General features: G+C 47.2%; 10 protein-coding genes. All 10 read left to right on the top strand.

Features of this window, described 5'->3' with window-relative positions; genetic code table 11:
- Positions 1 to 144 precede the first annotated feature (144 nt).
- On the top strand, positions 145 to 1917 hold the full coding sequence (locus BLV50_RS07205) for a cache domain-containing sensor histidine kinase (protein ID WP_072733064.1): 1773 nt from the start codon (positions 145 to 147) through the stop codon (positions 1915 to 1917).
- The gene (locus BLV50_RS07200) at positions 1898 to 3406 is read left to right on the top strand and encodes a response regulator transcription factor (protein ID WP_177031133.1); all 1509 of its coding nucleotides are present in this window, start codon (positions 1898 to 1900) and stop codon (positions 3404 to 3406) included. Before BLV50_RS07205 ends, BLV50_RS07200 begins: the two co-directional genes overlap by 20 nt.
- A 150-nt stretch (positions 3407 to 3556) precedes the next feature.
- On the top strand, positions 3557 to 4822 hold the full coding sequence (locus tag BLV50_RS07195) for an ABC transporter substrate-binding protein (RefSeq protein WP_256336381.1): 1266 nt from the start codon (positions 3557 to 3559) through the stop codon (positions 4820 to 4822).
- Positions 4823 to 4927: 105 nt separating this feature from the next.
- Positions 4928 to 5815 carry a carbohydrate ABC transporter permease gene (locus tag BLV50_RS07190; protein WP_063563759.1) on the top strand — a complete coding sequence of 296 codons (888 nt, stop codon included), beginning with the start codon at positions 4928 to 4930 and terminating at the stop codon, positions 5813 to 5815.
- Positions 5815 to 6642 carry a carbohydrate ABC transporter permease gene (locus BLV50_RS07185; RefSeq protein ID WP_063563760.1) on the top strand — a complete coding sequence of 276 codons (828 nt, stop codon included), beginning with the start codon at positions 5815 to 5817 and terminating at the stop codon, positions 6640 to 6642. The genes BLV50_RS07190 and BLV50_RS07185 overlap by 1 nt, the downstream gene beginning before the upstream one ends.
- A gap of 8 nt (positions 6643 to 6650) precedes the next feature.
- A complete protein-coding gene (locus BLV50_RS07180; protein ID WP_090806720.1) occupies positions 6651 to 8279 on the top strand; it encodes an alpha-amylase family protein in 1629 nt (542 codons plus the stop codon).
- Positions 8280 to 8437: 158 nt separating this feature from the next.
- Positions 8438 to 9712, top strand: coding sequence for a glycoside hydrolase family 125 protein (locus BLV50_RS07175; RefSeq protein WP_371129224.1), 1275 nt, complete (start codon positions 8438 to 8440; stop codon positions 9710 to 9712).
- A gap of 638 nt (positions 9713 to 10350) precedes the next feature.
- Positions 10351 to 10992 carry a hypothetical protein gene (locus tag BLV50_RS07170; protein ID WP_218135372.1) on the top strand — a complete coding sequence of 214 codons (642 nt, stop codon included), beginning with the start codon at positions 10351 to 10353 and terminating at the stop codon, positions 10990 to 10992.
- A 333-nt stretch (positions 10993 to 11325) separates the two neighbouring features.
- On the top strand, positions 11326 to 11901 hold the full coding sequence (locus BLV50_RS07165) for a dihydrofolate reductase family protein (RefSeq protein WP_090806712.1): 576 nt from the start codon (positions 11326 to 11328) through the stop codon (positions 11899 to 11901).
- A gap of 93 nt (positions 11902 to 11994) precedes the next feature.
- Positions 11995 to 12777, top strand: a complete 783-nt coding sequence (locus BLV50_RS07160) for an SDR family NAD(P)-dependent oxidoreductase (RefSeq protein ID WP_090806710.1) — start codon at positions 11995 to 11997, stop codon at positions 12775 to 12777.
- The last annotated feature ends 70 nt before the right edge of the window (positions 12778 to 12847 follow it).

Genomic DNA, 12847 nt, shown 5'->3' with positions numbered 1-12847 from the left:
ACCTAAGTATCATGACTATTTTGCTATAATGCTGGAATAGAGCCCTGTCCCTGGTGGGCAAGCTGGATGAAGGAGGAAAAACAAGATGAGGACTAATTGGATAAATCTGCAACTGAGTAATCACCAGCCGGAGAGGGTGCAACGATGAGACCAACCCTGAAACCCCGCCTCGGTGTCCGCTTCAAAATGATCGGTATCTCGCTAATTGGACTACTTATACCAGCATTAGCCTTCGTGTTATTCGTACCCTCTTATTATAACAAGAATATGACCCATGATATAAATTTCGCCACGCAGGCTACGATTTCATCTGCGCTCATTAACCTGAACACGTACATCGAGGATCTGGAGCGACTCGTCGTGGTGCCTTATCTGAATGATTCCATTATGGATGCTTTTAACACTTTTCGGAAGATTGACAGCGGAAAGACGGTATCTCTCTTAGAGCAGCTGCAAGCCACAAGAACGATGAACACGACCCTGCCCAATTACACACAGAATTTGCGTAAGGATATAACAGGGACGCTAGTGTGCTTCATTCCAAAGACCGTGTTCGCCGTGTACACCAACAATAGTGGGCTGGTCAGCGACTATCCCTTTACGGAACAGACCTGGTACAAACAAGCGTTAGCAGCCGAAGGCAAGACGGTATTCATCAGCTCGCATAAGCAGGACTATCTGACAGATCCGGCCGCAGATAAAGTTTTTTCTATAGTGAAGTTGGTCAAGGATCTGGATACAAGACAGCCAATCGCCGTTGTTAAGGCGGATGCGGATACTCGGGTGCTGTCTGTCATACTGGATAAAATCAAACTGAATGTGTCTTCGATTATGTCCGTTATCGACGAGCAAGGCAATGTGATCTATTCCAACAAACCGTTATCGGACACGATGCTAAAAGAACTCCGCAACAAAAGCAATTCCTCCAAAATTGATGATCACGGCGAGGTGTACAGTGTAACAACCCAGCATATTGAGAAGACGGATTGGAACATGGTGGCTATGGTCTCTGAGACGGAATATATCAACAGAATTAATGTTATGCAGGCCACAGTTACAGGGGTGTATGTTCTAGTCTCGATTTTCTCTGTACTTCTGGTGGCGCTTCTGTCACAACGTATGATGAAGCCCCTGCGAAAAATGGTGAATGTGATGGCCAAGGTAGAGACCGGCAATTTCAATGTACGTGTCCCAGTGAGAGGAAGAGATGAGATAGCCATCCTTGGCAGCTCCTTCAACTTGATGCTCAGCGAAGTGAACAACCTGTTGAATCGTGAATATAGGGCAGTTCTGAGCAAGCAATCCGCAGAGTATAAGGCGCTGCAATCCCAGATTGAACCTCATTTTCTATACAACACGCTCAATACAATGATTGGCATCAACCGTCTGGGCGACAGCAAGGTGCTGGAGCAAGCAATCCTGTCACTGACTGGTATGATGCGTTATATGACAGAGCAGGCCGATTGGACAACCCTGAACGAAGAATTCCAGATGCTGAATCAATACTGCTATCTACAGAAGCTCAGATTCCAGAATCGGCTGGAATACACCATCCAACTGGACCCAGAAGCGGAACCAATGAAAATCCCGAAACTGCTGATTCAGCCATTGGTGGAGAATGCGATTGTGCACGGTATTGAGCCGCTTGGCGAAACGGGTCAACTGACGGTCTTGGGGAGTATAGAAACTGTGCATTTCCAGCGCTGTGTGGTCATTGTCATCGAGGATTCTGGCACCGGTCTGGAGCAGACCGAAGGTTCAAAATGGATGGGTGTGGGATTGACCAATGTGAAGAACAGACTTCAATATGCCTATAAGAAAGCCGATTTAAATATTCAGAGCAGGGTGAACGTGGGCACCCGAATTACAATAACCATTCCACTGGAGGATGATAACGATGAAGATCGTCATAGCTGATGATGAGTACTACGTTCGGATCGGGCTGGTAAAAATGCTGGAAGAAATTTTGACGGAGGAGTACTCCATTATTGAGGTGGAGAATGGTCACCAGGTACTGGACAAGATTCGGGAGATTCAGCCGAATGTGGTGTTCCTGGATATCAAGATGCCGCGGATGAGCGGTCTTGAAGCATTTCAACAGGCCTATGGTCTGTCTCCGGAGACGCAATGGATTGTGATCAGCGGTTATGCTGATTTTGAATATGCCAGAAAAGCGCTACAGCTTGGCGCGGTAGATTATTTGCTCAAGCCCGTCTCCCCGGAGCAACTGGAGCTGATTACGGCTGATATTAGGAAGCGAATGCTGGCACAGACCGAGGTTCGCTGCAGCACGTTCAAGCAGAATTTGACGGCTGTATTTAACCGCACGCTGAGCCTCAGAACGCTGCCGGAGGGACATGAGCTGAAGCAACTGAGCTATGTGCCTATCCTTTTTGCACTGGACAGGTATGTGGAGAAGGGGCAACATTCCGAGGAACTTACCGGCTGGTATACGGAGATGGAGAACGCAGTCCAGCAATTGAATAATCGGAGCCTGCGCGCTGCGCTGGTCGTTGTACCCGGAGGTACGGTGGGAATCATGCTTGGCTGGGACCGGGAAGATGAACATACGGAGCAGTGGGTGATGCAGAGCGCTTATGGCAAAATCAATAAGGTGCTGGGACGCTTGAGTGGTGGTAGTCTGGGATTCTATGCCTTGGCAGGCGAACCTTGCGCCGGATTGCAAGAACTGGAGGCCCATATCGCTATTATTGAAGCTGCTTTGCTGATAAAGGCTTTGCTGGCTCGCAATGATCTAATCCGCTGGAAGGAGCTATCCGGGCTGGTGGGCACGCTATCCAAGGAAGCGAGGGAATGGTCTAGAGCGCTGGTGGAGCTTGCTGACACTTATAGGAAAAAGGATTACTACCGGTATGTCATGTTTAGCCGAGGGATCGGGAGCTTCTTGGATAAAGGGTACGACAGCCTGCCGATTCAGGCCAGAAATCATGCCGGATCTTTTCTCAACAATGCGTTGTCTACAGGCACAGACCCCCGTGAAAAGTCGCTACCTGATGCTGCAGCTTGGAGACAACTGCTCGAACGTGGAGAGAAGGAACTGCTCCGTGATACCGAAGGCAGTACGGATATGATTGATCGTGTCGTCGAATACATTGAGCGGAATTATGCCGAAGATATAGGCGTGGCGGGGGTAGCAGAGATTTTCAGTATCACGCCCAATTATCTCAGCTCACTTTTCCATAAAAAAACAGGCAGCACCTTCGTCAAATATGTGACCCACCTGCGTATTGCTAAGGCCAAAGAACTGCTGGCTGGACATGACCTTCAGGTGCAGGAGGTAGCGGCAGCAGTGGGCTTTAACAGTCCCAAACATTTTGCCAAGCTGTTCAAAGAGCATAGTGGAAGTTACCCTTCGGAGTTTAGGGCGGAGCTTCGAGCGAAGTGAGCCCTCCGATATTATAGAAATTTGCACCTGGAGTGTAGATTGGCTATCTGCACATTCAGTTGCGGCTGCCCTAGAATTGAATTAAGCCTTACAAATACAAATGCAGAAGGGGAAATCAGACAGATGGCAAAAGGAAAAAGATTGAAAAGAATGTTAGCGGTTTCAATGATGCTGACGATGGCTGCCGCACTGTTTACCGGCTGTTCCAGCTCCAACTCCAGCAAGGAATCTGGAGGCTCCAGTAAGGAAGATACCATTACTTTATCCGTATGGACCCAGCGTAGTGGTGAAGGTGCAGCCGCTCTGGAGAAAGTATCGAGACAATTCGAAGCCGAGAATCCGGGCATCAAAATTGATTTCAATGCCCCGGGTAAGGAATATGAGAACATCCTGAAGATCAAGATGTCATCGGATGAGATGCCGGATATCTGGTCAACACATGGCTGGGCCATTGGCAAGTACAGCGACCAACTGGCCGATCTCTCGAATGAGGAATGGGTACCCCGCTTAATTCCTTCCCTGAAAGAGCAGGTAACGGATGCGGATGGCCGGGTGCTGTCTATGACGATTGATTCTGACACTTCTGCAATCGCTTACAATGTGGATCTGTTTGAGAAATACAATCTTCAAGTGCCGAAGACGGTAGATGAGCTGCTGGCATTGTGTGAGAAGGTTAAAACCGAGAGTGGTGGTAAAGTAGTTCCGATCCATATTGGCGGTGGCGACGGCTGGCCGATCGGCCAGGCTGTAGATTTTTTCTCCAGCACACTGCTTACGACAGACAGCAACAATAACTACGGCGAAGAATTGAAGAACGGCACGTTCGATTGGAATCACTATAAGCCGCTTGGCGAGCTGTTCCAGACTATGAAAGCCAAGGGTTATGTCAACGTGGATATTCTTACGGCCAAGAATGACGATACTGCCAAAGCCATTGCTAACAATGAGGCGCTTATTGCTATCACCGGATTTGGAATCAAGGATTCCGCAGTGAAATACAATCCCAATGTGAAAATCGGATTCTTCCCAATTCCGACCTTCTCCGATAAGGATGAGCCTGTATTGGTTGGTGGAGAGACTGATGCCTGGGGGATCTCGAAGAACACGAAGCATATGGAAGCTGCTAAGAAATACATCGCGTATTTTGCCAAGCCAGAGATCAACAAGCAGCTCTGTGAAGAAGCGAATATCCGCTCGGCCTTTACCGATGTCAATGTGGACTTGGGAGAGATGACGCCTTATTACGAAGCTTCCAAAAATGCGAGAATTGTGCCTTACTTTGACCGGGCCTTCCTGCCAAGTGGAATGTGGGATGCTATCTCCAAATACGGTCAAATGCTGTTCACCGGGTCGTACTCCGTGGATCAATTTGCCAAGGACATGAACGATAGCTATACCCGGTTGCTCGATAAATAAGGTTTGATGGATAACGTACCTTCATAAGTTCCCTCTTTGGGACTGATGAAGGTATCTTCATTTCAGGCCAAAGATAAGCAATACAGATAGGAGGAGTAAAGCCGAATGAACACCTTCAAAAAGATAAGACATTCCCAGTCAAGCATCAACGTAATGTACATTCCTGCACTGATCTTTTTCTTTGTTTTTATTGCCTACCCGTTCATTCAGGGCATTATGATCTCATTTACTGACTGGAACGGTTACTCTGAAGCACGGAATTTTATTGGGTGGAAAAATTACGCCCGCCTGTTTGCGGATAAAGATATGGGGCTTGTCATTTTCAATACCTTTTTATATGGAATTCTGAGTACCGTCTTCCAGAACTTATTCGGGCTGCTGTATGCACTGTTTGTAGATATGAAATTCCGTCTGCGGGGCGTTGTCCGTACGATCGTGTATTTGCCCGTTATTGTCTCACCGCTCATTATGGGATACATCTTGTACTATTTCTTCCAATATAACGGCGGAACGATGAATGAAGTGATTTCCTGGTTCGGCATAGAGCCGAAGAACTGGCTTAATCAATGGAGCAGCTCTGTAACCAGCATCATTATTGTGAATACGTTCCAGTTCATTGGACCGGCGATGATTATCTATCTGACTGGACTCCAGTCGATATCTTCCGATTACTATGAAGCGGCCGATCTGGATGGTGCCTCTGCTTTTGCTAAGTTCAGATCGATTACCCTGCCGCTGCTTATGCCAGCCATCACCATTAATGTCGTGTACAATCTTATCGGCGGTCTCAAGTTGTTCGATATTATCATGGCTTTGACGAATGGCGGACCTGGATATACAACTTCGTCCCTGTCCACATTCATGTACTCCGTCTACTCGGGGCAGCAGGATGCAGGCTATGCCACAACGGTCGGAAACTTTATGTTCGTCATTATCGGTGTCGTCGGTCTGCTTGTGCTGGGTAATCTGCGGAAACGGGAGGTCGAATATTGATGAAGCGGAATAATACCGTCAAGAAAATCTTCATTGCCGTTGTCAGTCTAATCATATGCCTGATTCCGCTGATCCCTTTCTATATGATGATCAACATCTCACTGAAGGATGTAACCGACTACAAGTCGACGATCAGCATTCCGAAAGAGTTTGTATTTGCGAACTTTGTGGATGCTTGGAAAAGCGCGGGTCTCGGCACAGCTTTCATGAACAATATTATTATTACGGTCTTTACGTTACTACTTGTTATCTTGGTCTCTTCCATGGCCTCATACCCGCTGTCGAGAAACAAGTCTAAACTGAATAAAGCGATCTATACCACCTTTATCGCTTGTATGATCATTCCTTCGCTGACGCTGATTGTGCCACTGTATATGATTTTGATCAAAATGCATGCGCTGAACACGCTATGGGGAGCGATTCTGGTTCAGACTGCCTTCTCACTGCCGATGTCCATCTTTCTTTATACGGGCTTTATCAGTTCGATCCCCAAAGAACTGGATGAAGCCGGTTATATTGACGGTGCGAGCCGAATCGGTATTTTCTTCAAGCTGATTCTGCCGCTGCTGAAGCCGATTACGGCGTCAGTGGTAATTCTACAAGGGGTGGGTATCTGGAACGAGTACGGCATGTCGCTCTATATTTTGCAGAACAAGGATGTGCAGAATCTTACGGTGGCTTTGTCCAGATTCGTTGGGCAGTACCAATCGCAGATGAACTGGGTGGCGGCGGGTTGTTTAATGTCGGCGGCACCTATGATTGTGTTATTTCTGATTTTCCAGAAACAATTTATTAAAGGCATCTCATCGGGTGCTGTGAAAGGGTGAGGAATGGTATGGCTTATCTTGATCTTATTGAACTTCCCGAAATCGTATTGGTCCAGGAGGACAAAAGCTGGAGCCGCATGGAGTCACAAAGCGGCGTATATACGGATAAGGATATCCGGGTAGAGGTACGTAAGCAGACCGGAAGCCTAGGCGTGAGTCTATCTGCCGATCAGACTCCGGTTAGCCGGATTGCGCTGAGATGGAACCGGGAGATCGGCGAGCATGTTAGACTGCTCGGCGACCACTGGGAGAGATCTTATGGTGATCTGCAATGGGCGGGTATTATGCCAGACCGGGAGATGCCCTGGTATTTCATGGCCCTCCAAGACGGCATCACGCATGGTTACGGCGTGAAGACCGGGCCTGCCTCGCTATGCTGTTGGTTCGTCGACGCCCACTGGGTGACGCTGGTCCTTGATGTGCGATGCGGGGGTACGGGCGTGCTACTGAGTGGTCGCCAGCTCGAGGCGGCTGAAGTGGTCAGCCGTAAGGGAGAGCTTGGAGAGACACCATTTGAGGCAACGCAGGCGTTCTGCCGTGTAATGTGCGAGCAACCGGTGCTGCCGAAATTCCCCGTCTACGGGGGAAACAACTGGTATTATGCCTATGGGCACAGCTCCCATGGACAGATTCTTGAAGACAGCAAGCTGATGTCCTCGCTGGCCACTTCTTCTGTCAATCGTCCATACATGGTCATTGACGACGGTTGGCAGAAAAACTGGGGCAAATTTGCCGCGAGCCGCCATCAGCCATGGCTGCCGGACGAGCAGCTGTTCCCAGATATGGAACAGCTGGCCAGGCAAATGACAGAGACGGGCGTGCGTCCTGGCATGTGGTTCCGCCCGCTGTTGACAACGATGGATTCGCCCAAGGAGTGGCTGCTAAACAATCCATTAGCAAAAGCGGAACAGCCGGAAGGCTACATTCTGGATCCCAGCATTCCGGAGGTGCTGGAGTCCATCGCAGACTATGTAGCCCGTTATACAGGCTGGGGCTACAAGTTGCTGAAGCATGATTTTACAACCTATGATCTGTTTGGTCGTTGGGGCAGCCGCTTTGGCATGGGTATTACCGATGACGGCTGGCATTTCGCCGACCGTTCCAGAACATCTGCAGAGATTATTCTTGCGTTGTACAAGGCGATCAAACGTAATGCTGGAGATACGCTCATTATCGGCTGCAACACACTGTCCCACTTGTCGGCAGGCATCTTTGAAATTCAGCGTACCGGCGACGATACCAGTGGTCTTCAATGGGAACGCACTCGCCGGATGGGGATCAACACCTTGGCCTTCCGAATGCCTCAGCATGACACGCTCTATGCCGTTGACGCTGATTGTGTGGGATTGACAAACAATGTGGATTGGAAAATGAACAGACAGTGGCTGGATGTTCTGTCGCGCAGCGGCACCCCGCTCTTCGTGTCGGCCGATCCCAAAGCCATGGGCAGTGAACAGCGTAAGGCCGTCACCGAAGCCTTTGAACGGGCAGCTATAGCTACAGCAGTCTCTGAGCCATTGGACTGGCTCTCCAATATGGCACCTTCCCGCTGGAAATCGGGTGGGGTAATTTCAGATTATGACTGGACGGATAAGGGGAGTATCGAAGCCTGCTCGGGCTATTTTAGCTGGAACTGATATAGAGGCTGAATTTAAGAATCAGTGTTTGATATAAAGTGCGAATAGAGCATAAGAACCTTTTGAATATGTAGCGTCTTTATTCACAACGTGAACCGCTGATTTTGGCTCAGCCCAAATATAGATAGAATAATAATTAACAACGGAGGATTATGGAAATGAAATCTGACATCACCGCTATCAAGGAGACGATTGAACGTGTAACAAGCAAGCTTTCCCACCGCCCCAAACTGGCGCAGCTGTTTCAGAACTGTTATCCCAACACGCTGGAGACCACCTTTCAGCAACTTGAAGACGGAACGGCTTTTGTAATTACGGGAGATATACCGGCAATGTGGCTGAGAGATTCCTCTGCCCAGGTGCGGCACTATATTGGCGATGCCGTGAAGGACTCCGAGCTAGCTGATTTGATCAAAGGGGTAATCCGCAAGCAAATGTTTTACATTAATCTGGACCCGTATGCCAATGCGTTCAACCGCGAAGGCAATAATCACGGCCACAAGGACGATATTACCGAACATAATCCTTGGGTGTGGGAACGCAAATACGAGATCGACTCCCTATGTTACCCGATACAGCTGGCGTATCTGTTTTGGAAGGCAACCGGCGATATTGAGATTTTCGACGATGTTTTTCAGGAAGCAGTTTTGAATATCCTCGATCTGTGGACAAAAGAACAGCGCCACGAGCAATCTCCGTACACGTTTGAGCGATTGAACTGCCCGGAGACGGATACGCTGAGTTATGGTGGGCGCGGCACGCCTGTAGCTTATACCGGGATGACCTGGAGCGGCTTCCGTCCAAGCGATGATGCTTGCACTTACGGGTATCTGGTTCCGGCGAATATGTTCGCTGCCGTGGCTCTGCGCTATATTGTGGAGATTAATAAAGATGTACTACGACATCAGGATATCGGCCGCCGGTCCCAGCTGCTGCTGGATGAGATCGAAGAAGGCATTCAGACGTATGCGATCACGGAGCATCCCGTATATGGACGAATCTATGCTTATGAGACGGACGGAATGGGCAACTACAATCTGATGGACGACGCGAATGTGCCCAGCCTGTTGTCCCTTCCTTATCTTGGATATTGCAAGGCCGATGATCCGGTGTACTTGAACACCCGACGGTTTATTCTGAGTAAGGATAATCCCTATTATTTTGCTGGTGAAAAAGCAAAGGGGATTGGCAGTCCGCATACCCCGCATAATTACATCTGGCATATTGCCTTGGCGATGCAAGGGCTGACTACCGAGGACCCTGAAGAGCTGGAACAGTTGCTGGTTCTGCTGGAGACAACAGATGCCGATACCGGTTTTATGCATGAAGGTTTTGATGTCAATGATCCCGGGAAATTCACCAGACCTTGGTTCGCCTGGGCCAACTCCATTTGCAGTGAGCTGATAATGAAATATGTCGATGAAGGAGAATAAGAATCGAGATTCGATCAGGCTCTAATCTCAATTCCAATCTCAACTCTAATCTCAACCCAGAACCTAAACCTAATACGGACCTTAAGCGGAATCTGTATTGTTTCAGTGGCTCATTTAGAAACTGGGACGGGGATGAATATTTCAGCAGTTCGGACATTTGCAAAATGCTGAATACAAAACAAATTTGGGTGTTTAACAAGTGTGATGAACGGAAGACCATTTTTTGAAACAAAACAGGGCATCTACTGAAGATGCCCTGTTTTGTTGTCATTACATACAGCGAGCTATACGTATGGTTCTCACAGCGTACAGGAAGCACGTTTCTCAAATATGCATTGTACTCACCAGGGGTAGCAGGTAATCCCAGTGAGTGGCTATATTTTCAATACAAAACCCCGGCAACACTTAAACGCGAAGATCCTGAACAGATATGTATAATTATGAAGTAATAAATCATTTGATTTTCCAAAGTGCAATGTGTGAAGTGGCAATCGAAGACTTGTTTTCACCATATCTGTTGAAATTTTATTTTGTTGGTGATACCAATCTTTGTTTCCTAAATTTATACAATAAATAGTTTTAATTCTGATATAATAGATACTTCATGATTTAGATGCTGAAGGGAATGATAGATGAGAATGAGTAGGTGGAATGTTGCGTTTTATTCCGTTGTATTTGTATTTGTGCTGGTGATGTTGTGGAATGAACAATCTGTTTTTCTTATCGTAGGAACGGTGCTGGTCGCCACAGTTATTGCGTTTACGATTTACGTTATCTACCCAATGGCATGGGAAACCCGGATGGACCGTGTGGAAGCTTTTTTACGTAAAAATCATCATACGCCTTATATTTATATTTTTTATGTGACTGCTAACAGACTGGATGATGAAGTCGAGTTCACGATGGAGAAACTTAGAAAACAGACGACGAAAAAATCGAGGCAAGCGATATATCAGGCCGCTTACGGTGCTTATCGCAAGGACATGACCGCGGTTCGGCAAGCGGTACTCCAGATGCGCAGATCAGATTACCGTACATATTACGAGACGTTTTTGCTTTTGGAGGAAGAGAAGAGTGAGCAAGCAAGGGAGCATCTGAAATCGATTAGAAGACAATGGATGCGATCTGCACTTCTTGCTGAAATAGAACGCAAATTGGGTCGGCGCGAACTGGCTATCCAACACACTAAGGAAGCGATGAATGCGTGCAAAGGTGTACAGCGATACACGTTGACTAAAGAATATGAAAGGTATTATGCAGATGAACAACAAGCACAATAAATGAATTGCACTAGCTAAAGGCGTTGTAGTTATTAATAGAGTGATGGTGTAATTTACTTTACGGTCGGGAATAAATATCGATGGATATGAAATTGTTCAACTTTGAAAGTGGAAATATTAGTGTTATCCCCTTCGTTAGGCAAGATAAGTCCATCTTAAAGATGTCTTTGATCCCTTGTCGACTAAAAGGGGGTAATACCAAATTCAGCTGCTTTTTTTGTTAACGGACAGGTTGGAGATTAGCAATCCATAAGAAACAACAAAACTTAAATTATGGTAAAATGTAGTAAATGTATAATGTAAATATCCCTCTTGAACAAAGGAGAACTGAAAATGAGAAAACTCGTTCTATTTCTGCACGCATCGCTTGACGGTTTTGTAGAAGGGCCGAATGGTGAAATGGACATTGGCTGGGTTTCCTACGATGCTGATTTGGAGAAACACGCGAAAGAAATTCTGAGTACTGCCGACACTGTCATTTGGGGGCGTGGGACTTATCAGATGATGCACAGTTACTGGCCATCTGTGCCTTCAAACCCAGAAGCTTCGCAGCATGAACGGAATCATGCCGAGTGGATCGAAAACACAGCCAAAATCGTTTTTTCCACGACGCTGGAGAAAGTTGAATGGAATAATTCCAGACTCGTGAAAGAAAATGTCGAGGAAGAGATCAATAACCTCAAACAGCAGCCAGGCAAGGATATGGTCATCCTCGGTAGTCCTAGGTTCGCACACTATCTTATGCAGCTTGATTTAATTGATGAGTATAAGATTACGGTTTCTCCTGTCCTGATCGGTAAAGGATTGCCGTTATTTCGAGGTCTCAAGGAGATGGTCAATCTTAAGCTAATCGAAAACAAGACCTTTGATTCTGGAGCGATAGGCCTCGTTTACCAGACGGTAAGATGACCTTGTCACTTAAGATGATTACGCTAACGGGAATGATGGTTGAATATAACCAGTCTAGTTCAATTAGTGGAGGCAATAAGGGAGGAAATACAAATGGATTTAGGATTAAAGGATAAAATAGCACTAATAACAGGCGGCAGCAAAGGGATCGGGCTAGAGACAGCAATTGTTCTAGCAGCAGAAGGCGCAAAAGTAGCAATTGTTGCCCGCAACGAAGAGGCGCTTCAAGCTGCGGCGAAACGTATTAAGCAAACGACAGGGACAGATGCACTGGTCATCTCTGCAGATATTTCAGTAGAAGCAGAGGTACGAGGTGTGGTAGAGCAGACTGTGCAGCATTTCGGTGGATTGGATATTTTGATTAACAATGCTGGAACGGCTGCGGCTAATCCGTTTGAAGAGGTTAGCAGCGAAAGCTGGTATTCAGATCTGGATTTGAAATTGTTAGGAGCAGTCCACAGTTCTAAGGCAGCAGTATCTCATATGCGTCAAAGAGGTGGCGGTTCCATCCTTAATGTGACGGCGACTGTAGGGAAGACACCATCTGCATCATCTTTGCCAACATCAGTCAGTCGGGCGGCAGGACTTGCACTAACGAAGGCCATGAGCAAAGACCTCGCCAAGGACAATATTCGTGTTAACGCCGTGTGCATCGGTCTGATTCGTAGCGATCAGATTGAGCGGATGTGGAAGGCTTCAGCACCAGAGCAGAGTTGGGAGGAGTTCGCTTCTAACCCCATTCACGGTATCCCACTCAAGAGAATAGGTCAAACAGAAGAGGCGGCAAAAGTGATTGCTTTTCTTGTGTCGGGTGCAGCCTCCTATGTAACAGGAACTGCCGTGAACATAGATGGTGGTACATCCTCTGTATTATAAAAATGATATGTAGGGGTATATGTTAATAGTGTGACTCAATAACAAGCCCCAAATTGGGGCTTTTTTTCCT

This window comes from Paenibacillus sp. 276b (genome assembly GCF_900107875.1).
In the GTDB taxonomy this organism is placed as follows: Bacteria; Bacillota; Bacilli; order Paenibacillales; family Paenibacillaceae; genus Paenibacillus; species Paenibacillus marchantiae.
Note: the sequence above shows the minus strand (reverse complement) of the source record. Positions and strands in the feature narration are given on the sequence as shown.